This is a genomic window from Comamonas sp. NyZ500, assembly GCF_016772095.1.
Lineage (GTDB): Bacteria > Pseudomonadota > Gammaproteobacteria > Burkholderiales > Burkholderiaceae_C > Comamonas > Comamonas thiooxydans.
The window spans coordinates 59,282-81,029 of record NZ_JAEIJE010000009.1; the positions used below are offsets into that span (position 1 = coordinate 59,282).

A 21,748-nucleotide genomic window follows, 5' to 3' on the forward strand; every position below is an offset into this window, starting at 1 on the left:
TCTGGCCCAAAGCCGCGACTGTGCTCGACCGAGGCCGTATGAAAAATCGAAGAGTCAGGTTTTGGGGAGCAGTCGAACCATTCCAACTGCTGTGATTGTCGATTCCCGTACGCTGCTGCTCACCCGAGCACGATGCAGCAGCTCGATTGCGACGAGCAAGGGCTGCTTTGCAACACTCATTCTCAGACAAGAAATGCCTTGCTGGCAGTCGCTTGACGGTGGCCTAGAGCGACTGGCCAGGATTGCAGGAGGCTTCGGCCATTCTCTGGCGTGTGCCTTCGTCGAGGATTCTGCGCATCAATGAAAACAGAGGTTCGGCGCTGGTGTGCTTCTGACCGTAGGTCAGATTGAATCCGTAGTCGAAGTCGGCCGGGTTGGCTCCCTGGTTGTGCTGAAGAATGGTCTCCAGCTTGTCCAGTGCCTTCACGGCTTTGGCTTCGGGTGATGCGGCATCCTCATACTCCTGCCAAAGCGCAAGGATCTCGGCTTGGTGCGACTTATCGAGCGAGCGTGTGAGATGCAGCAGATCGGCCTTTTCCTGCTCGCTTTTGTCAGGATGCTGGTCTTTCTCGATGGCAGGAATGTCTCCGTGAATCGCTTCGCCCAAATCATGCACAAGGCACATTTTCAGCAGCTTGAGCATGTCCATGCCGGCCAGTTCGTCCTCGAATGTCATCGCCATCAGACACAGACGCCAAGTATGCTCGGCGGTGCTCTCCGTCCTGCCTGTCGATGTGTGCGCGCTTCGGAGCACGCTCTTGAGCTTTTCCGCTTCTTGCAGAAAGGCCAGACGGCCCTTGATCTTGTCGATATCCATGCCCGATTCTATAAAGACCCATATGTTCTCGGTCGTCGCATGCTGAAAAGCCAGGGAGGCCAGGAGACGAGCATTCGCCCTATGCACTCTGCCGGATGCACACAGCTGTAGAGCACACAGGCTGGTTCGACCGCGAACTGCAAGGTCTGCCGGCCGCAGTCTCGGATGCCCGGATGTCTTGATCCATTCGAGGTGATCCTGGAATTCATTGACCGCTCAAGCGCTTGCCAAATGACACAGCATAGGCCTGGGAGCGAAAGCGGAGCACCGGATCATTGGTCGGCGCAATGCCGTCGGCCATGACCATAGGATCAAAGTTGATCGACTCGCACATGGATGCTTTTTGGGGCGAAGCACTGGTGATCGTCAATGTACCGGCCTTGAACTCGGGCCGCTGTGCAGGCCAGGGCTGCGTAGGGTCGTCCTGTGGATCGCCAGGCTGCCCTATAGTCACCAGCATGTCCCAGCGAGCCGGCTTTTGCTCCGTGCTGTCGATCAAGGCTTTCTCCAGGAAGTCGGCACCTGCAGTCTTCAATGCTTCGTTGCTCAGAGACTTCTCACCCTCCTGCGGCACGAAGCGCCAGCGCACCGGGGTCACCTTGTCTTGTGCATTGATGAACTTAAACGTGTGAATTCCAAAGAATGCGCTGTGGGTGTAGCTATCCGGCGGGTTGTGGCTGGCCAAATATTGCGCCTGGGCATGATTGTCGGGATGGGAAGCCTTGAATGCGCTGAGCGTTTCCGGATCTGGCTTGCCGGTGGCGGGATCCGGGCGCTGGGCCAAAGTCAGATCCAGGAAAGTCCTGGGGCTGGATGCACCGAACATGGGGGTGTTCAACATGGACATCTGCTGCAACTTCCCCTGCGGGAGCTTGAATTGCAGCGCCATGCCACGCGCGCTCCTGGCGGCATCAGGGACCTTGGGATTGCCACCTGCCAGAGAGAAGCGGGCGATTACCGGAACGACTTTGCCTGTGAACAAGAGGGAGCGCGAGTAACCGGCCGCCTCAGCGGTACCGACGAATTCGCCGATCGCGCAGCTTCCTTTGATGTGATTGCGGCGCTGTCCCTGGTGTACGCCAAAGGTACCCTCCAGAGCCTGGACCACCTCGGGTGCCGTCACTTCAGGTTCAGCAGCCTGGAGAAAAACCGGGGGCAGTGCCATGACGCAAGCCGCTGCGAGCTTTATTTTTCTGCGGTTCATTGTTTCTTCCTTTCAATGATCGGACCTTGGACTCTTAGGGTTGGGCTGTGTGCCAGACGTTGTTGAGAAAGCCATCTCCCGTCTTGTCTCCTGGCTTGGCATCTTTGGCCCAGTAGTAGAGCGGACGGCCTTTGTAGGCCCATTGTTTGTCGCGGCTGTCGCGGATCACGACGCTCCAGTCGCCACTAGCAGCGCTGCCTGCGGCCACCATCAACGGAGGCCAGTTCGTGGCGCAGACTCCGTTGCACACGCTTTTTCCGGAACCAGCGGCATCCTTGTCGAAGACATAGAGCGTCATCTGATTGGGGCCAACGAGCACACCATTGATGGCGGAGGCTGGCATTTGTGCCTGGGTCCCGGATGTCATGGCGCAGGCCGCCAGCAGCACCGAGTTCAGGGCGGCAAGGAAAACGAAGCGGGTCATGGAGTCTCCTTTTGGTTGACTTGCTGTAAACAGTTCAACGAAGCGGTTTATTCCATGCAGAGCGGTAACTACGCGGTTTTCAATCTCTATTGATGTCAACGATGCAGGCCATGCGTAGATCAGGCCGCGTCACCCAATAGACATGTCTCTGGGGCCGATCTCTGCGGCTCGCAGCTGTCGAGGAAAACCAGTGCGCAGCCGGGTCAAGCAGCTTATGAATGAGCTGCATCGCCCCAAAAGCGATACATGTCTGCACCACGGTTGTCGGGTAGTCATTGATTGCGAAGCAGATGGCCGCCAGAACAATCCGCCTTTACCCGCTCAAGCCTGAAGCGCTCGCCCAACCAGGCGTTTCTGATGCCGTCGTCTAAGCGAGCCCAGTTGCTGGAAGCAGAGTGGCCGGCCAGTCAGTCTTCGCAGGCATGGGAGCTGCAGCTTTGTTCAGCTGTGAATCCTCGATAGTCTTGTCGTTCAAGAAGAGGGACTGTGAACCCTCGAGAAACAGGCTGGAAGCCCTTGGTCTTGGCTGTGCTGCAACTGCCCTGAAGCAGGGAGACACGCATTCGGCAAGGTTGCAAAGTTCTGCTGACAACAAAGGCAATTGCTGAGCACTGCGTAGAAGAGGCTCGATTCAGCTCATCAACTGCGCTTGCCGAACTATCACGATTTTTTGAACTTTCGGTGAGGACTTCGAGATCAGGTGCGCAAAACAATGTGCTCATGCCTTCTCCTGCACATCAACCGCCGAAGCGCAGCGCCACAGTTCAGCCGCTGTGGCTGCGTATGAACCACTGGATCAATGCACTAGCTGTGCTGGTCATGGTGATGAGCGGCTGGCGAATCTACAACGCCTCGCCCATTTTTGACTTCTTCTTTCCCGCCGACCTCACCCTGGGCGGCTGGCTGGGCGGCGCACTGCAATGGCATTTCGCGGGTATGTGGCTGTTCGTGCTCAATGGGCTTGCCTATCTGCTGCTCAATCTGTTCACAGGCAGGTTTGCGCAGCGCATGCTTCCCGTCACTGTGCGCGGCATATTGCGTGACACCTGGCTCGCACTGACGGCACGTTTGTCGCATTCAGACTTGAGTCACTACAACCAACTGCAGCGTGCAGCCTACCTGTTTGCCGTTGCAGATTTGATATTGCTGGTGCTCAGTGGCCTGGTGATCTGGAAGTCGGTGCAGTTTCCGCTGCTGCGCGAGCTTTTGGGTGGCTACGACATGGCACGACGCATTCATTTTTACTGCATGGCGGCCATTGTCTGCTTTGTTGCCGTTCATCTTCTCATGGTCGTACTGGTTCCGCGCTCTTTGCTCCTCATGGTGCTGGGCCGCCCGACGTTCCGCCCTGCGATCAAGGAGAGCACGACATGAGCACATCCCCCTGGCATAGGGACAACGGTGAAGTCGTGGTCGCCGAGGCTAGTCGGCTGATCGACAGGCAGTTGTCGCAATCAACGCGTCGGCAGTTTCTGGCACGAGGTCTCACACTGGGCGGTATCGGTCTGCTCAGTGGGTGCCGCATCGACGACAACGCCACAGCAGAAGCGGCGCTCTCCCGGATATCGCGCTTCAACGATCGTATACAGGGCTGGCTGTTCGACTCCTCGCGTCTTGCACCCACTTATCCCGAATCCATGATCACCCGGCCATTTCCCTTCAATGCTTTTTATGACGAAAGCAGGGTTCCGGAAGTGGACGGAGCCAGTTTTCTTCTGGAGGTCACAGGCCTTGTGGCCGACAAGCGCAGCTGGACGCTCCACGAGCTGCGCGCGCTGCCGCAGTACACGCAGGTCACGCGCCACATATGTGTGGAAGGCTGGAGCGCCATCGGCAAATGGGGTGGTCCACGCTTTGGTGACTTTCTACGCGCCGTGGGAGCTGACCTCAGTGCCCGCTATGTAGGCTTTCAATGTGCCGATGACTACTACACCAGCATCGATATGGCGACAGCCCTGCATCCTCAGACGCTGCTCGCACTCGACTGGGATGGGCAGCCTCTGCCACCCAGATACGGCTTCCCGATGAAGCTTCGCATGCCTACCAAGCTGGGCTACAAGAATCCCAAGCACATACGGGCCATCTTCGTGAGCAACTCCTTCAACCGCGGCTACTGGGAAGACCAGGGCTACAACTGGTTCGGCGGCAGCTGAGGAAACACTTCTTCAAACCGATCTCTCCTGTTCCCACTGCGGCGCATGCCGTCTTTTTCCACCTGAGCCAAGAAAGTACCATCATGAAACACGCATTCATCACCACCGCGCTTTCCATGTGTCTGGCATTGAGCGTCACTTCGGCCTTTGCAGCCGATGCGATGACCAAGGAGCCCATGGGCAAAGATCAAATGGACAAGCCTGCCATGGGCAAGGACTCCAAGCACAAGGATTCCATGAGCATGAGCAAGGGCGCAATGACCAAGGACGAAAAGTCTTCCATGGATCACATGGGCAAGGACAAGATGAGCAAGGACGCCATGGGTAAGGAAGGAATGTCAAAGGGCGCCATGGGCAAATAGCAAGCAAAGGAGCGGCAATAGCCATCTTGACGTCTTGTCGCTCCCCGCACTCCAGCTACTGCGTCCGCAGCTGACGCAGCATCAAGCTCATTTTGTTCCTGCAATCACAACGCGCGGACCACCCAGTCCGGGCCACTCTGGCCGAGCCGGGCCGGGCTGGGCTGGGCTGGGCTGGGCTGTCACGATGCGGCCGGAAGACGAGCAGATGCTGTCCTGAAAGATAGTCGGCTCGTTCATGCGCTGGAGGGCTGGAGTCCGAAGTTCAAGGGGCGGCATCTGTACTAGCCGTAGCAGGTGCCAATCATCACCGGCATTCTTGCTGGTGATTCAAGAGATCGGGGGCTGTAGCCGCACATCCATCCAGGCAGCCACGTCAGCATGTCCTGAGCATGGTCATACGGCGATGTCGCAACTTACCTTGCGCCTCCAGGAAGCCTGAATGATGGCCGCGCATTTGCCAAGCAATTCAAGGCGCTCATTCGGGAGAGCAAGCCGATGCACCGTTTTTGCAGCAGAAAGCAGCGACAGGACTCGCCACTTATGGCAGAACCTCAAAGGTTCTGGACACATCGGGCACAGTTCGCTGCAGTGTCAATGGAGACGCGAATCAGAGATCTCGGCGAATGAGTGAGCCCTTGAAAAGCACCGGGCCAGTCGGCCCCGTTGAGCTGGGGACGCCGCCTTTCGGCTCCAGGCTGATGGCCAGGGCCGGGATTGCGTTCACATCGCTCTCCTGCGCAGTGAGTTGCTCAAGCTTTCCATCACCCATGACGCCCAAAGAGCGCGGAGCGCCTTGCTGGGGCAAGGCCCATAGTTGCAAAGACTGGTTGTCCGCTTCTTTAAAGCCGCTCACACGCTGCAACACCAATTGCTTATGTCGAGGATCGAACGTCACCAGCATGGATGCATCGGCCTTGCCGTCGGCCAGCACCGCCACATACTGAATCTGGGGAGCAGCCTGCAGTGCAGCCTGTGTCATCTGGAGCTGAGCTTGCAGCGCAGACAGTTGTTGCTGTGAGGCGTCTTCGAGCCCCCGCTGAAACCAAAGTCCCACCGAGACAGCCGCCACAGTGGCCAATCCGCCTGCCAGGGCCAGCCCACGCCACCAAGCGAGTGATGGCACTGGCGGCTTCGATACAGCAGCTTCATGTTGGCGAGCCAGTCTGATGCTGGCATCTTCGGCTTGCAGCAAATTGACTATGCGTGTCCAGACCGCTGCATCGGGCTGTATTGGAGTCTGAACCTCGGAGAAGGCCGACCAGCGACCTTGCCACAGCAATGCTGCCGCCCGTACCTGCGGATATTCGCGTGCCAGTTGCTCAAAGCGTCGGCGTGCCCCCCCGTGCAAGGTTCCCAATGAATAGGAAGCAGCCAGGCGGTCGAGCAATTCGGGGTTTCGAGTCAGATTCATGATGTGGACTCCTGACGCTCAGACATGGCGGGCCATGCATTTGCGCAGTTGCTCCAGGCTGCGGCGCATCCATGTCTTGACGGTGCCCAGCGGCAGCTTCAGGCAGCTGGCCAGCTCGCTATGACTTAAATCTCTCAGATAGGCCAAGCTCACCACTTGGCGCTGGGGCTGCGCCAGTTGCTGCAGGCACTGATGCAATGCCGCGGCCTGTTCGCTAGCCTCGATCAGCTGCATGGGCGCTTGCGCATCCTGGTCCTGCAACAGATCTTCCACGCTCTCGATCGGGACATTGAGATGCAGGCGCTCGGCCCTGCGTCGGCGCAAAAAGTCCAAAGCCCGGCTGCGCACCAGCATGCCCATCCAGGCCAGAGGCGGGCTGAGCGAGTCTCGGTAGGTCTCCGCACTGCGCCAGATGCCCAGAAAGCTCTCTTGCAACACATCCTCGGCCCACTCTTTGTTGGCGACGATGCGCAGAGCCAGCCCATACAGCCGCGAGGCGGTCAGGTCGTACAGCAGCTTGAGAGCACGCTCATCCCGGGTTGCGACGCGGTCGAGTAAGTCCATCAATTCGTTGTCCGATGTTTTGGCGCTCATGCAGCCATTGTGAACAGAAGCGCCTCTTTAATGCGGCGCTGTTGGATAACTGCCAAGGCGTATTGCCGACCTTGCCTGTTTACCTATACGCAGCATCTCGGCTGCCGGATGTGGGCAACGCATGAATTGGCTCAAAAATATTTTCAAAAACTTGAATCCACCGATCCACAGCCTGCGTATTCCAAGGGTCGGACATCGAAATTGCTCGACACAGCCCCACAGCCAACTAGGAGTCATCATGAAGATCAATCTGTTTGAAGGCCATCCCTCACTCATGGCATCGCGACGCGGATTTCTGGGTACTACCGGCACTTTGTCAGCGGTGGCCGTCGCCATGCTGGCAGGCAGCGAAGCTCTGGCTCAAGGCATGGGCAATGACCCAGCCAAGGATGTATCCATCCTCAATGTGGCCCTGGGGCTGGAACATGAGGCTATCAATGCATACCAGCTGGGAGCCGGTAGCGGTCTGCTGCAAAAGCCCGTGCTGGATGTCGCCCTGCTGTTCCAAAGCCATCACAAGGCCCACCGTGATGCCTTGATTGCAACCATTCAGAAAATGGGTGGCAAACCGGTAGCCGAGGCCCCGATGCAGACCTATGCCGAATCGCTGAAGGCTGCAACCCTGAAAAGCCAGGCTGATGTACTGGCTCTCGCCGCAAGACTGGAACTTGGGGCGACCAACGCCTACCTGGGCGTCATTCCCGCCTTTGAGAGCCGTGATCTGGCCAAGGTCGCGGGACGCCTGGCGGCTGATGAAACCATGCATTACACAGCACTGAGCTCGGCTCTGGGTCGTCCGCTGCCTGGTAACGCCTTGACGTTTGGCGGCTGACAAGCCGCAGCCTCGAGTACCGGGCAAGTCTGCCCAGTGCATTTCTCACCTTGTTTGAGGGAATTATCATGACGCACCGACACACACTTTCGCTGACTGCTCTGTGCCTATCCGCGCTTGGCCTGAGCGCTTGCTCATCCATGGGATCGCACTCCATGTATTCGCAAGCTGAACTTCCGGCTTCCGTGCAAGTACCCGCAGGACACAAAGTGGCCATGGAGACCGTGGGTATTGGCCAGATCACCTATGAGTGCCGAGCCAAAAAGGACATGGCAGCCGAGCACGAATGGGTGTTTGTAGGCCCCGATGCCAAGCTGCAAACGCGAAGCGGTACGGTCATCGGCAAATACTGGGGGCCGCCAGCGACTTGGGAGAATAACGACGGCTCCAAGGTCACTGCCACGCAGCTTGCCGTGGCTCCTGCCGGAGCGGGCAATATCCCTCTGCAACTGGTCAAGGCCAACCCTGCTAGCGGCGTGGGAGCCATGCAGGGGGTGACCTATATCCAGCGTGTGGCAACCAAGGGTGGCGTCGCGCCGAGCATGGCCTGCGGAGCCGCGAATCTGGGCAGCAAGCAGATCGTGCAGTATCGGGCCGACTATATTTTCTGGAAAGCAGCCTGACAGAGAGTCCAGTGGCGCGCCTTCCCTGTAAGAGGCCGGAACGTGGCGCCATTTTTCAGCCTGGTGCACGAAGTGCAGTCCCCACGCAGGCCAGATGGCGCGAGCGTGCCCATGGATCTCGTGGCTCTCGCACTGGGTAACCAGAGCCTCGATTTCGGTACCTTGCCCCGAATCGCCTGCGGCAATGGCCTGCTAGGGCTTGATTTCGGCAGCCACGATGCGTGTCCCCGGCCCATGCCGGAGCCACTGCCGGTCACCAGAACGATCTTGCCTTTGAAGCCGGCCACCATGCTTTCTTTCCATTGATGCTTGCTTCTAGGAATCATGGAAACAGCTGCGGCACGCCACCGAGGCGGCTGCCTTTTCCGGTTTCGTCGCTCGGCGGCTTCGGCAATGCAGTACCGGCTGGTAAGGGGCAGCCCCGTGTACCCATTGCGGTCGGCCCGAGGCTGACAGCTGCCATCTGATTACGGTTTGAGCTACTGATGTCCCTGACCATGGGTAATGAGCGCGGGAAGGGAAGCGGGTAGCTCAGCCAACGGGACAAGCCCGGAAATTTCCGGTTTATGGCCTGGTGGCTGCACCGCTGAGGGCCGCTCGGCGTGGACAAGCTGAGATGCTGATGTTTTTGGTATACGCAAGTGACGCAAAGTAACGAATAATGAGCCTTCACGACTGCAAGCGCGCTTGAGGTTCAAACATGATTCGTGCCAATGCCATCGCAAAGCGAACGATCACCGGCCAGTTGCTGGAGATCGCCATGGCTCAGTCCTTTTGCGCAGTGATGATTACCGATGCCAGGTTGGATGGAGAGGGGGCTGTCATCGAGTACTGCAATGCAGCCATGTGCGAGATGACCGGATACACCGAAGCAGAGCTTCTGGGCCGCTCGCCGCGCATGTTGCAGGGGCCGCTGACGGATCAACTGGTGTTGCAGCGTTTGCATGAGTCTCTGGAGCAAGGCCTGCCATTTCAGGGCAGTGTGGTGAATTACCGCAAGGACGGCAGCACCTACCACGTGGAGTGGAATATTTCCCCCGTGCGTGATGAGAAGGGCGTCATTCGGCACTTTGTGGCGGTGCAGCGCGATATTTCGGAGCGTGTGCAGGCCGAGCAGGAGCGCGCGCTGCTCGCCAGGGCATTGAATGCGACCAATGACGGCATCTTGATCACGGATCGCGACTCCACCATCGTCTTTGTCAACCAGGCTTTTGAAGCTCTCACGGGCTATAGCGCGGCGGAACTGCTGGGCCAGCCCACCGAGATGCTGCGCTCGGGCCTGCATGAGCCGGAGTTCTATGCCCAGTTGCAGGAAGCATTGAGTCTTGGCCACAATTTTCGCGCCACCTTCATCAACCGTCACAAAAGCGGCGGCGTGTACTACGCCGAGCAAAGCATTGCAGCTCTGCGCGACGAGTCAGGGCAGATCAGCCACTATGTAGGGGCATCCAAGGACATCAGCCGCATGGTGCAGCGAGAGATGGAGCTGCGCGAGCGCGCAAACCGCGACAAGCTGACGGGCTTGCTCAACCGCCATGCAGGCGAGACCGAGCTCAAGCGCAACCAGCTCCAGGCTCAGAATCAGCTGCGGCCTTATGGCGTGATATTGGGCGATATTGATCTTTTCAAGCAGGTCAACGACCGCTTTGGCCATGTTGCCGGAGATCGCGTGCTCAAGATGGTGGCACATGTGCTTTCCGGCAAGGTTCGTCGCTATGACCATGCCGTGCGTTGGGGGGGGGAGGAGTTCCTGATCGTCCTCTCGGATGCCAGCCTCGGTGTGGCCGCAGGACTGGCAGAGCGCATTCGCTGTGCCGTGGCGGAATGCGCCGATCCCGAGGTGGGGCGTTTCACCATTTCTTTAGGGGTTGGACTCTGGGAGCCAGGCGAAACCGAGGACGATCTGCTCAAGCGCGCAGATGCGGCGCTCTACAGGGCCAAGCATAGGGGGCGCAATCAGGTGGCCATCGCCACGGGGTCGATGAACATGCCTTTGGTGCAAGCGCCCGAGTTGCTGGCGCAGGGCGATTCCTTGACCTTTTCGGGGAAGAGTCCGGATAAGCCGTGGACAGGGGCTGCCTCACCGTAGAATTTGCTATTCCTCCCTGTCCTCGTCTTCATAGCTTTTGAGTGGTTTGAACAATTCCGAACTGCATTCCGTGCAGGCCGATCTGGTGGCAGTGCTGGTTGCCGTCACGGGTGGCCAGCCCCGTATCCTGACCACCGGGTCCGGGCGTGCCTTGCCTGCCGGGCCTTTTACCAGCAACCACCGCTCGCTGCAGGCCAGCTTGCGTGCCTGGGTGGAGAAACAGACCCACCATCCTCTGGGCTTTGTGGAGCAGCTCTACACCTTCGCAGACCGGGAGCGCTCGCAGCAGCTGGGTATGCATGTCATCTCCATCAGCTATCTGGCGCTGACTCAGGAACTGGATGAGGTCGGTGCCGCACAGCCGGGCTGGCAGGACTGGTATCGCTACTTTCCCTGGGAGGACTGGCGCGACGGGATGCCCGGCGTGATTGCCGAGCGCATTGCGCCAGCGCTGCATGCCTGGAGCGAAGCTGCTTCAGATAGTGTAGCTAGAAGTGCACGCTGGCAAAGAGCTTCAATGACTTTTGGCCTTGATGAGCACGAATGGAACGAGGAGCTGGTTCTGCAGCGCTACGAGCTGCTGTTTGAAGCAGGTGTGGTGCCCGAAGCCTGGGGCGAGGGCGATGAAGCACGCGCGGCCGAATTGCTGCCCGGTGCCGCCATGAGTAATGATCACCGCCGCATTCTGGCTACCGGCATGGCCCGTTTGCGCGCCAAGATCAAATACCGGCCCGTGGTGTTTGAGCTGATGCCCGAGGAATTCTCGCTGCTGCAGTTGCAACAGACGGTGGAGGCATTGGCGGGGCGCGGCTTGCACAAGCAGAACTTCCGGCGCCTGATCGAGCAGCAGGCGCTGGTTGAGGAAACAGGCCAGATGACGGCCGTAGGTGCGGGCCGCCCGGCCAAGCTGTTCCGCTTCCGACGCAATGTAATGCTGGAGCGCGCCATTGCTGGCAACAAGCTGCCGCTGGCAAGAAGTCATTAGCCCCTGAACCACTCTTGGGATGGAGGACTGTTTTAACTGCGGGAGCGGCTTGACTTAAATAATGCTCAGACTTAGCATAAGTCCGTTTGCGTAAGGCCTGAAAGCGATCTGGAAGTCTTTGCGTTTTTTATTGAACTAAAAATACTCAAAATGAGCATTAATAAAATTGCAGCCTTGCCCGTCCCATCCCTACCCGATGTAATGCTGGAGCCGCTGGTACGCATGGCCTTGCTGGAAGATCTGGGACGCGCCGCAGACTTGACCACCGACACCATTGTTCCTGCCGATGCAATGGGCGAGTTGCGTCTGGTGGCCAGGCAGGATGGCATCTTGGCCGGACTTGATCTGGCTCGTCTGGCCTTTGTGCTGATGGATGCTCGCATGGAGTTTGACGTCCGCTGCGCAGACGGCACGCTGCTGCAGCCTGGCATGGAGATCGCCCGCATTCGTGGCAAAAGCCGAGCCATTCTCACGGCCGAGCGTACGGCGCTCAACTACCTTTGCCATCTCAGCGGCGTGGCCAGCGCCACGCATTCGATTGCAGAGGCCATCAAGCCCTTCGGCACCCGAGTGACCTGTACGCGCAAGACCATGCCGGGTCTGCGAGCCTTGCAGAAGTACGCCGTGCGTGTCGGTGGCGGCAGCAACCACCGTTTTGGCCTGGACGACGCCGTACTCATCAAGGACAACCACATTGCGCTGGCCGGCGATGTCGCCACGGCTGTGGGGCGTGCTCGTGCCGGCGTGGGACATATGGTCAAGATCGAGCTGGAAGTGGATACGCTGGCCCAGCTGGATGTGGCACTGCAACTGGGCGTGGATGTCGTGCTGCTGGACAATATGGGTCTGGATGATTTGCGCACTGCGGTCGGCATGTGCAAGGGCCGGGCCATCACCGAAGCCTCGGGGCGTATTTCCCCCGAAACCGCAGCTGCCGTGGCTGCCACGGGCGTGGACCAGATTGCCGTGGGCTGGCTCACGCACAGTGCGCGCGTGCTCGATATAGGTCTGGACGCTTGATGGCCTCCCCCCTGAGCGGCTTTGTCGCTTCCTTCCATGGGAGAGGGGCAGCCTTGCTTCGTAGCGGCGCTTGCTTGCAGTCCCTTGTTCTAGGGGGGCATTGATGAAGGCCGTGCTTATGTGGCGCCGCAGCTGGGCGGTACTGGTTGCTGCAGCGCTGGCGGTGACGGCTGCGGGGATTTGGCATGCCCGCGCGGGCACGGCGGTAGTCCGTTTTGAAAAGCCCATCACCATCGTTGTGACCTTTCCGCCAGGCGGTGGCACGGACCTGCTGGCGCGTCGCCTGGGCGCGGCCATGCAGCAGCGTTTGGGCCAGTCCGTAGTAGTGGAGAACCGGCCCGGCGCCAGCGGCAATATCGGAGCGAGCGCAGTGGCCGAGGCAGCCCCCGACGGCGCCACGCTGCTCATGGCCAACAGCTCGTTTGCCATCAATCCCGGCGTCTACCGGCATCTGGACTTCGACCCACGCCGGGACTTCAAGGCTGTGTTCAACGTCGGCAGCATCGCTTCGGTGCTGGTGGTTCCCAGCCAAAGCAGCGTGCGCAATCTGCACGATGCGCTGGCCGGAGCGAGCGTTGGCCAGCCTTTGCCATTTGCCTCCTGCGGCAACGGCACACCCCAGCATATGGCGGGTGAGATGCTGGCCCAGGCCGCCCATGCAAGCCTCCAGCATGTGCCCTACAAGGGTTGCGGCCCGGCCATCACTGCAGTAGCCGCAACACAGCTACCTGTGGCCGTGGTCACAGTCAGCAGCGCCGCGCCCCTGATAGCTGCAGGCCGCGTGCGGGCCATCGCTGTCACGGCACCGGCCCGCGTCGCATCCCTGCCCGATGTCCCCACGATGGCCGAGCAGGGCCTGGCCGGTTTTGCCGTAGAGCAGTGGCATGGCTTGCTGGCGCCGGCTGCCACGCCGGAGCCTGTGATTGCCCGTCTGCACCAGATGCTGACGCAGATACTGGCCGAGCCAGAGATGCAGCAGGCGCTGCGCGAGCAGGGCTATACCCCGGCCGGGGAGTCTGCCGCCCAGTTCGGCAAGCTCATCGCAGCCGATATCGAGCGCTATGCGGCCGTGACCGCGCAGCTCGGACTCACGGTTGATTGAGCGCAGGCCAGCGGGCGACGCCGGATGCCCATGTTCGTGACGGGCCACCTGCAAAGGTGGCCTGTTCTGTTTCAGGCATATGACGAGTTAGCTATACGAAGGTATAGCTGAGGCCAACCAAAAGCCAAGCCTCTCTTCCCAAGGCAGGCTCGCTTTGTCGACTGGTGGGTTTGATAATCAAAGGCGGGGATCAGGGCACCAGACCCTGGCGCCACGGCGGCATGCTTTGCCGCCCATCGCATGGAGAAGTTCCCTTTGGATGCCCATTCCTTGACGGCGCTATGGCGCGCGGCTTCCTCATGCTCTCCCGCTTTTCTGTCCTGCTGCAAAGCTGCTTCTGTATTCAAGAAGTTGCGAGGGCGAGACAGGATCAATCCTGGGCCGGGACCTGCCCTGGCCATATCGATGCCATTGTTTGCTGCTTATGAAACAAGCCCTGAACTCCTGCAGTCCCGTAGGGCCTGCCTGCCTGCTGTTGTGTCTGGCACTCGCTGCCTGCAACGGCGACAAACAGACGCCGGCCGCCGCTGCCGATAGCCGGACTGCGCTGCACCGCGAAGGCAATCTGGTCGTGGTGCCGTCGCAATCTCCAGTGCTGGCGCAGCTGAGGCTGGCACAGGCCACCCAGGAGCAGGTCCAAACCCTGATCTCGGCGCCGGCGAATATCGAGGCCGAGCCTGAAAAGATGGTCAAGATCACGCCTCCGGTCGCAGGCCGGCTGGTGCATCTGCATCGACAGCTCGGCGACCCGGTCAAGGTCGGCGAGGCCTTGATCACCATGGACTCCTCCGATATCTCGGTCGCTCGGGCGGACAATGCCAAGGCCCAGTCCGCGCTGCTGCTGGCGCGTCAGGAGTTCGACCGCCAGAAGCTGCTGTTTGATGCCGAGATCGCGGCGCGCAAGGACTACGAGGCCGCGCAGCAGGCGCTGGCCGCAGCCAGCGCCGATGCGCGCGCTGCGAGCGACCGCCTGGCTCAGCTTGGTGCCGATGTGCAGGCCAGCTCGCGCGGCAGCTATGTGATCAAGTCGCCGATCAGCGGACGCGTGGTGGAAATGGCAGGCTCGCAGGGCGGCTATTGGAACGACGTGAATGCCTCGGTGATGACCGTGGCCGATCTCAGCAAGGTCTGGCTCAGCGCCAGCGTGCCTGAGCGCGACCTAGCCCATGTGGATGTGGGCCAGCAAGCGCATATCGCGCTGACCGCCTATCCCGACCTCAAGCTCGAAGGCCGTGTGCAATACGTGGGTGAGATCGTTGATGCCGCCACGCGCAGCGTCAAGGTGCGCGTGGCCGTGGACAACCGCGAAGGGCGGTTGCGCCCGGGTATGTTTGCGCGCGTGAGCTTCGACGGACCGGGTCGTGACGCCCTCATGGTGCCGACCACGGCGCTGCTCCAGGGCAATGTGAGCTCACGGGTGTTCGTAGACAAGGGGCGCACGGACAAGGGCGCCCGCTTTGAGCCACGCGACGTGCAGGTCGGCGAGCAGCAGGATGGCAAGGTGGAGATCCGCTCGGGCCTGGCGGCCGGCGAGCGCATCGTCGTCAACGGTGGAGTGCTGCTGCAATGATCGAGCGCATCGTCAATCTCAGTTTTGCACGTCGCGGCGTGGTGTGGCTGATCTTCATCTTTGCAGCCCTGTATGGCGGGTTCAGCTGGAAGCAGCTGCCGCTCGAGGCCTATCCCGACATCGCCGATGTGACCTCGCAGATCGTCACCCAGGTGCCGGGTCTGGCGGCCGAGGAAATCGAGCAGCAGATCACGATTCCGCTGGAGCGTGCGCTGCTGGCCACACCGGCCATGCATGTGCTGCGTTCGCGCAGTCTGTTCGGCCTGTCGCTGATCACCGTGGTGTTCGAGGACGGGGTCGATGGCTACTGGGCGCGCCAGCGCCTCAAGGAGCGCATGGACGAGGTCGATCTTCCCTATGGCGCGCGCGCCGCGCTCGACCCCTACAGCTCGCCCACGGGCGAGGTCTACCGCTATACGCTGGAAAGCCCCACACACAGCCTGCGCGAGTTGTCCGAGCTGCAGCAGTGGGTGGTGATTCCGCGCCTCAAGAAAGCACAGTCCGTGGCGGACGTGACGAATTTTGGCGGCCTGACCACGCAGTTCATGCTCGAACTCGACCCCGCGCGCCTGCTGCAGTACGGGCTGACCCTGTCCCAGGTGATCGAGGCCCTCAATGCCAACAACGCCAGCGGCGGCGGCAGCGTCATAGACCGTGGCGAAGTCTCTTATGTGGTGCGCGGCGTGGGCCTGCTGAGATCGCTCGACGACATGGGCAATGTGGTGGTCAAGACCTCGGACAACGGCACGCCGATTCTGGTCAAGGACCTGGGGCGCCTGACCTATGGCAATGTGGAGCGCCGCGGCATTCTGGGCAAGGACGACAACTCCGACACGCTGGAAGGCATCGTGCTGCTGCTCAAGGACGCAAACCCCTCCAAGGCGCTGGAAGGCATCCATGCCGCAGTGAAGGAGCTCAACGAGAAGCTGCTGCCGCCCGACGTCAAGGTCGTGCCCTATCTGGACCGCACCACGCTGATCGAGCGCACCACGCATACCGTGGGCAAGACCCTGGCCGAAGGCATGATCGTCGTGACCCTGGTGCTGCTGCTGTTCCTCGGCAGCCCGCGCGCGGCGCTGATCGTGGCGCTGACGATTCCCATGGCGCTGCTGCTGGCCTTCGTCTTCATGCATCACGCCAGGATCCCGGCAAATCTGCTGTCGCTGGGAGCCATAGATTTCGGTATTTTGGTGGACGGTGCTGTGGTCGTGGTCGAGAACATTCTGCGCCGCCGCGAGGCCCAGAAGGACAAGCCCTTGACGCCGCGCGACGCCATCTCGGCCACGCTGCAGGTGGCGCGCCCCATCTTCTTCGGCATGTGCGTGATCGCCGCTGCCTATCTGCCGCTGTTCGGTTTCGAGCGCATCGAGTACAAGCTGTTCTCGCCCATGGCCAGTGCCGTGGGGGCGGCCCTGGTGGGAGCGCTGGCCGTGGCGCTGCTGCTCACGCCGGGCCTGGCCTGGATGGCCTTTCGCTGTCCGCGCAAGATCTTCCACAACCCCGTGCTCTACTTCCTGGGCGAGCGCTATGACCGCTTTCTCAGCGACGCTGTGGGGAAGATGCGCTGGCTGGTAGGGGCCGTGGCGGCGGCGATGGTGGCGCTGGTGCTGCTGGCCGGCACCATAGGCCGCGACTTCCTGCCTTATCTGGACGAGGGCTCGATCTGGCTGCAGGTGCAGATGCCTCCCGGCATCACGCTGGACAAAGCCCGCGACATGGCCGACGAGCTGCGTCGGGCCACGCTGGAGTTCCCCGAGGTGTCCTATGTCGTGACCCAGACTGGACGCAACGACGACGGCACCGATTACTGGACGCCTTCGCACATCGAGGCCAGCGTGGGCCTGCATCCTTACGATCAATGGAAGTCGGGCCTGAACAAGCAGCAACTGATTGCCAAGATGGCTGAGCATTTCGAGAGGATGCCTGGCTATACCGTGGGCTTCATGCAGCCCATGATCGACGGCGTGCAGGACAAGCTCTCGGGGGCGCACAGCGACCTGACCGTGAAGGTCTACGGCCAGGACCTGAGCGAGGACCGGCGCGTGGCCGACGAGATGGTGGGCATTCTGTCCAAGGTGCCCGGTGCGGCCGATGTGGCCGTGGACATCGAGCCGCCGCTGCCCAATCTGCGCATAGACCTGGACCGTGCGGCAGCCGCGCGCTACGGCATCAACGCGGCCGATGTGGCCCAGCTGATCTCCACGGGTGTGGGTGGGGCCTCCATAGGCCAGCTCTACGTGGGTGAACGCAGCTACGACATGACGGTGCGCTTCGCGCCCGGCACTCGCAGTGACCCCGAAGCCATAGGCGCGCTGCGTCTGGCCGCTGCCAATGGCGCCCAGGTGCCGTTGGCCGATGTGGCGCGCATCAGCACTACGGTGGGACAGAGCGTGATCGTGCGCGAGGGCGGCGAGCGCCACATTCTGGTCAAGCTCAATGTGCGCGGCCGTGATCTCGCGGGCTTCCTCAAGGATGCGCATGAGGCTCTCGATGCCCAGCTCCAGTACGACCACCAGAAGACCCATATCGAGTGGGGCGGCCAGTTCGAGAACCTGCAGCGTGCCGAGGCACGGCTGCTGGTCATCCTGCCACTAACGCTGGGCATCATGCTGGTGCTGCTGTTCGGCGAGTTCGGCAATCTGCGCCAGCCGCTGCTGGTGCTGGGCGTGGTGCCGCTGGCCATGATCGGCGGCTTTGCCGGACTGCATCTGCGCGGCATGACGCTCAATGTCTCGAGTGCCGTGGGTTTCATCGCGCTGTTCGGTGTGGCCGTGCTGTCGGGCGTGCTCATGGTTTCGCAGATCAACCGGCTGCGTCGCGAGGACGGTCTGGAGTTGCGCGATGCCGTGCTCGAGGGGGCATCGAGCCGCATGCGTCCGGTGCTGATGACGGCCACGGTGGCAGCCTTCGGTCTCATGCCGGCCATGCTTGCTACGGGCCTGGGCAGTGATGTGCAGCGGCCGCTGGCCACCGTGGTGGTCTGCGGGCTGGCCAGCGCCACCTTGCTTACCCTGCTGCTGCTGCCCAATCTCTATTACGTGATCGAGCTGCGTGCCCAGCGTGCGCTTGAGCGCAAGCGCCGGCGAGCGGCCGAGCGCGGGGAACTCGACGACGAGGATGCCGCTCCGGTGACGACATCGGCCGCCGCGGAGCGCATGGCCCCCTGAGTCCGGGCCCGCGCGATACCTACCAACTTGGAAGCACCATGCAATTTCCCTTTCTTTCCCTCAAGCGCCTGGCTCTGCTGCTGGCGACGCTGGGCCTGGGTGGCACGGCATTGGCCCAGGCCGCGGCGCAGCCCGCCGCCGCCGGGCTGCGCTTCAGCGACTATCTGAGCGCTGTCGAGCAGCACAGCCTGGACCTGCAATCACAGCAGCAGAACGTGGTGTCGGCCCGGGCTGGCGTCGGCATCGCGGGCATACGACCCGATCCCCAGCTCTCGCTGGGCGCTGCGCGCGAGCAGGTCAATAGCGGCCTGCCGCGCCCGCAGAACCGTACCTATGAACTCAGCATGGAGCTGGAGACCGGCGGCAAGCGCTCGGCTCGCATTCGCGCCGCACGCAGCCAGGTACGGCTGGCCGAGGCTGGGGTCGAGGGATTCCGCACCCAGCTGTTCTCCGATGCGGCCCAGGACTTCACACAGGCCTGCCGCGATCGCCAGGCGCTGGAGCGCAAGGAGCAGACTCTCAATGCTCTGTCCGATGTGGTCAAGGCCAACGAGGTGCGACGCAAGGCCGGCGACGTCGGCACCGTTGAGTGGCGGCAGTCGCGCGTGGAGCGCGACCAGTTCCAGGCCGACGTGACGCAGGCCCGCGCCGATGCCCAGACCTCACGTCTGGCCCTGAGCGTGCCGCTGGGGCGCAGGATCCTGGAGATTTTCGGCTCCGACGAGCTGCAATGCGATTTCCAGCCCTTTGCGAACGACAAGAGCATCGATGTCCTGGTGACCCAGGCCCTGCATGTGCGCAGCGATGTGCGCGTGGCCCAGGCCACGCTGGACAATGCGCGCGACAATGCCGGCCTGGCCCAGGCCAACCGCTGGGTCAATCCCACGCTGGCCGTGGGATTGACCGCCATACCAGCCACGTCTGCGGGTGTGGATGCCAAAGGCAATGTCTTCGATGCGAACAACCGCTCGCGCATGTTGTCGGTCTCGGTGAGCGTGCCCATCCCGTTCTCGCGCCTGAACCGCGGTGAGGTGCTGCAGGCCGAGGCCATCGTGACCCAGGCCATGCTGGGGCTGCAGCAGTCGCAGCACAAGGCCGAGGCTGATGTGCGCTCCGCCTACTTCCGTTTCGCGGCGGCGCAGGAGAATGTGGAGCGCTATCGCAGCAATGTGCTGGCGGATGCGCAGCGCGTGCTCGAGAGCATCCGACTGTCCTACCGTCACGGCCAGGCTTCATTGCTGGAGCTGCTGTCGGCCCAGCGCTCGGCCGATGATGCCTACCTCGGCTATCTGCAGGCCAATGCTGATCTGGCCAAGGCTACGGTCGATCTGCAACTGAGCATAGGCCAGCGGCCCGCGCTGTGATGAGTGGAGTAGGCGGGCAGGGCTGGCGTGCGCGCATCTTGCGCCACAATCAACGGGTCTTTCACGCCCTGAGCTCCGCCCTGCATGCCATGACAGCCAAACCGCAACGCTTCCTGCATCTGCGCCGGGCCCTGATCCTGGCTGGCATGGCAGCGACCATGGCAGCCATCTTCGCGCTGGATACGCTGACCGAGTATGCGGTGGCCGCGGCCGTGTTCCACACGGCCGTCATCCTCGTGGCGGTGCGCTGGTTCAGCCCGCGCCTGGTGATAGGCACCACGGCGCTGTGCATAGCGCTCACCCTGGCCAGCTTTGCGCTGACGCCGGCTGGCGCCTACCGAACCGGACTCATCAACACGGGCATCAGCATCCTGGCCATCGTTATCACGGCCTATCTGGGCCTGAAGATGGTGGCCGCCCAGAATGCGGCCCACGCAGCACAGACCCAGTTGCTGCGCATCACTCAGGCCACCAGCCTGGGACAGGTGACGGCCTCGATCGCCCATGAGGTCAACCAGCCGCTGGCCGCCATCGTCACCAGCGGCAATGCCAGCCAGCGCTGGCTGGCTCAGCAGCCACCGAATCTCGAAAAAGCCGGTCAGGCGCTGGAGCGCATCCTGGGTGATGCGCGGCGCGCCAGCGAGGTCATTGCGCGTATCCGCTCCATGGCGCGCGGCGAGGCACCGAGCAAGCAGAAGTTCGATCTCAACGAGGCAGTGCGCGAAATGGTGAATCTGTCGGGCGCGGACCTGAACCAGCGCGCCATTGCCATGGACCTGCAACTGGCGCCGGGTCTGGCGCCGGCCTGGTGCGACCGAGTGCAGTTTTTGCAGGTGCTGGGCAATCTGCTGCTCAACGCCATGGACGCCATGCAGGAAACGCCGGCCGTGCAGCGGCGCATTGCCGTGGCTACCCAGGCCTTGGGCCAGCAGCTGGTGCTGACAGTCACCGATGCGGGAGAGGGGCTATCGCCGCTGGCTAAAAGCCATTTGTTCGATGCCTTCTGGAGCACCAAGCGTGAGGGCATGGGTCTGGGGTTGAACATCAGTCGCCACATGGCCGAGGCCAACGGTGGCCGCATCTGGGCCACAGAGCGAGAGGACGGGCACAGCGGCGCCGTGTTTCATGTGACCATCGCGGCTCTCGTCGCCTCGGGTGATCCCGCATCAGGAGGACACAAGCTTGGCTGAGCTCGAAACCGTGTATGTGATCGATGACGACGCCTCGGTGCGCGCGGCCATCGAGGATTTGCTTCTCTCCGTGGGACTGGTCGTGTCCGCCTTCGGCGCGACGCGCGACTTTCTCGCCCATCTGGAGCTGAGCCCGCCCGAGGGGCCGGCCTGCCTGGTGCTGGACATCCGCATGCCGGGCCAGAGCGGTATGGAGTTCAGGCGCCAGATGCTGGAGCAGGGGCTGCGTTTCCCTACCATCTTCATCACCGGCCATGGCGATATTCCCATGAGCGTGGAGGCCATGAAGACCGGGGCCATAGAGTTTCTGACCAAGCCGTTTCGCGATCAGGACTTGCTGGATGCCATACAGCAAGGTATTGCCCTTGATCGCCAGCGTCGCGCGCAGGATGGGCAGTTGCTGGAGTTGCGTTCGCGTTGGAATTCGCTGTCCAGTGGGGAGCAGTCGGTGTTGATTGGCGTGGTGCGAGGCATGCTCAACAAGCAGATCGCGGGAGAGCTGGATGTCAGCGAAATCACCATCAAAGTCAGGCGATCTCAAGCCATGCGCAAGATGGAAGCTGGCTCGGTTGCCGAGCTGGTGCGCATGCTGGAGAAGCTGAGCATCCGCTGATGGCAGCCACATGGTTGGCCTGCCGGACTGTCACTTCGCAGGCGCAGCAGGCGTCGCGGGTGCCGGTACGGCGAACGTAAGAATTGTTCGTGTCGGTTTCCATGTGCAGATTGCGCATGAATTTTCTGGAGCGTGTGCGGGTTTGCCAGTTCACAATGGCGGGTTCGCCAGGAGCGGTCAATGCGTCAGCAAAGAACATTCAATAACAAAATTGGTTTCACCAAGCTT

General features: G+C 61.4%; 19 protein-coding genes. 14 read left to right on the forward strand and 5 right to left on the reverse strand.

Annotated features, from left to right (window positions below):
* Window positions 1-223 precede the first annotated feature (223 nt).
* From JAO85_RS14860 to JAO85_RS14870, 3 genes are all read right to left on the reverse strand, one after another.
* Complete coding sequence (locus JAO85_RS14860) at window positions 224-817, reverse strand: HD domain-containing protein (RefSeq protein WP_039049789.1); 594 nt, start codon at window positions 815-817, stop codon at window positions 224-226.
* Between the two features lie 205 nt (window positions 818-1,022).
* Window positions 1,023-2,021: a catalase family peroxidase gene (locus JAO85_RS14865; RefSeq protein ID WP_237734854.1), complete on the reverse strand. Its 999-nt coding sequence runs from the start codon at window positions 2,019-2,021 to the stop codon at window positions 1,023-1,025.
* Window positions 2,022-2,055: 34 nt separating this feature from the next.
* The gene (locus JAO85_RS14870; protein ID WP_202788408.1) at window positions 2,056-2,445 is read right to left on the reverse strand and encodes a hypothetical protein; all 390 of its coding nucleotides are present in this window, start codon (window positions 2,443-2,445) and stop codon (window positions 2,056-2,058) included.
* 720 nt (window positions 2,446-3,165) lie between these two features.
* Between JAO85_RS14870 and JAO85_RS14875 the strand changes: the two genes are divergently transcribed.
* The 3 genes from JAO85_RS14875 to JAO85_RS14885 all read left to right on the forward strand — a co-directional run bounded on the left by JAO85_RS14875 (window position 3,166) and on the right by JAO85_RS14885 (window position 4,960).
* The gene (locus tag JAO85_RS14875) at window positions 3,166-3,819 is read left to right on the forward strand and encodes a cytochrome b/b6 domain-containing protein (protein WP_202788409.1); all 654 of its coding nucleotides are present in this window, start codon (window positions 3,166-3,168) and stop codon (window positions 3,817-3,819) included.
* A complete protein-coding gene (locus tag JAO85_RS14880; RefSeq protein ID WP_012839755.1) occupies window positions 3,816-4,598 on the forward strand; it encodes a molybdopterin-dependent oxidoreductase in 783 nt (260 codons plus the stop codon). The genes JAO85_RS14875 and JAO85_RS14880 overlap by 4 nt, the downstream gene beginning before the upstream one ends.
* Before the next feature lie 83 nt (window positions 4,599-4,681).
* Window positions 4,682-4,960 carry a hypothetical protein gene (locus JAO85_RS14885; RefSeq protein ID WP_012839754.1) on the forward strand — a complete coding sequence of 93 codons (279 nt, stop codon included), beginning with the start codon at window positions 4,682-4,684 and terminating at the stop codon, window positions 4,958-4,960.
* Window positions 4,961-5,567: 607 nt separating this feature from the next.
* On the opposite strand, the gene JAO85_RS14890 is transcribed toward JAO85_RS14885, so the two are convergent.
* Both JAO85_RS14890 and JAO85_RS14895 read right to left on the reverse strand, forming a co-directional pair.
* Window positions 5,568-6,371: an anti-sigma factor domain-containing protein gene (locus JAO85_RS14890; protein WP_039049785.1), complete on the reverse strand. Its 804-nt coding sequence runs from the start codon at window positions 6,369-6,371 to the stop codon at window positions 5,568-5,570.
* Between the two features lie 18 nt (window positions 6,372-6,389).
* Complete coding sequence (locus tag JAO85_RS14895; protein WP_059440735.1) at window positions 6,390-6,965, reverse strand: RNA polymerase sigma factor; 576 nt, start codon at window positions 6,963-6,965, stop codon at window positions 6,390-6,392.
* A 238-nt stretch (window positions 6,966-7,203) separates the two neighbouring features.
* On the opposite strand from JAO85_RS14895, the gene JAO85_RS14900 reads away from it, so the two are divergent.
* From JAO85_RS14900 to JAO85_RS14950, 11 genes are all read left to right on the forward strand, one after another.
* Window positions 7,204-7,797: a ferritin-like domain-containing protein gene (locus tag JAO85_RS14900; RefSeq protein ID WP_034378194.1), complete on the forward strand. Its 594-nt coding sequence runs from the start codon at window positions 7,204-7,206 to the stop codon at window positions 7,795-7,797.
* A gap of 68 nt (window positions 7,798-7,865) precedes the next feature.
* Complete coding sequence (locus tag JAO85_RS14905; protein WP_051517695.1) at window positions 7,866-8,420, forward strand: DUF3455 domain-containing protein; 555 nt, start codon at window positions 7,866-7,868, stop codon at window positions 8,418-8,420.
* A gap of 700 nt (window positions 8,421-9,120) precedes the next feature.
* The gene (locus JAO85_RS14910) at window positions 9,121-10,509 is read left to right on the forward strand and encodes a GGDEF domain-containing protein (protein WP_054075475.1); all 1,389 of its coding nucleotides are present in this window, start codon (window positions 9,121-9,123) and stop codon (window positions 10,507-10,509) included.
* Window positions 10,510-10,555: 46 nt separating this feature from the next.
* Entirely contained in the window at window positions 10,556-11,494 is a 939-nt protein-coding gene (locus tag JAO85_RS14915) for a hypothetical protein (protein WP_003071111.1), read from the forward strand.
* A 150-nt stretch (window positions 11,495-11,644) separates the two neighbouring features.
* Window positions 11,645-12,514, forward strand: a complete 870-nt coding sequence (gene nadC / locus JAO85_RS14920; protein WP_054075476.1) for a carboxylating nicotinate-nucleotide diphosphorylase — start codon at window positions 11,645-11,647, stop codon at window positions 12,512-12,514.
* A 103-nt stretch (window positions 12,515-12,617) separates the two neighbouring features.
* Complete coding sequence (locus JAO85_RS14925; RefSeq protein WP_054075477.1) at window positions 12,618-13,616, forward strand: tripartite tricarboxylate transporter substrate binding protein; 999 nt, start codon at window positions 12,618-12,620, stop codon at window positions 13,614-13,616.
* Window positions 13,617-14,040: 424 nt separating this feature from the next.
* Complete coding sequence (locus JAO85_RS14930; protein WP_202788410.1) at window positions 14,041-15,186, forward strand: efflux RND transporter periplasmic adaptor subunit; 1,146 nt, start codon at window positions 14,041-14,043, stop codon at window positions 15,184-15,186.
* Entirely contained in the window at window positions 15,183-18,353 is a 3,171-nt protein-coding gene (locus tag JAO85_RS14935; protein ID WP_202788412.1) for an efflux RND transporter permease subunit, read from the forward strand. The genes JAO85_RS14930 and JAO85_RS14935 overlap by 4 nt, the downstream gene beginning before the upstream one ends.
* 38 nt (window positions 18,354-18,391) lie before the next feature.
* Complete coding sequence (locus JAO85_RS14940; RefSeq protein WP_012839743.1) at window positions 18,392-19,717, forward strand: TolC family protein; 1,326 nt, start codon at window positions 18,392-18,394, stop codon at window positions 19,715-19,717.
* Window positions 19,718-19,806: 89 nt separating this feature from the next.
* Window positions 19,807-20,907 (forward strand): sensor histidine kinase, encoded by a 1,101-nt coding sequence (locus tag JAO85_RS14945; RefSeq protein WP_059440759.1) that lies wholly within the window; start codon window positions 19,807-19,809, stop codon window positions 20,905-20,907.
* Complete coding sequence (locus JAO85_RS14950; protein ID WP_012839741.1) at window positions 20,900-21,520, forward strand: response regulator transcription factor; 621 nt, start codon at window positions 20,900-20,902, stop codon at window positions 21,518-21,520. The genes JAO85_RS14945 and JAO85_RS14950 overlap by 8 nt, the downstream gene beginning before the upstream one ends.
* The last annotated feature ends 228 nt before the right edge of the window (window positions 21,521-21,748 follow it).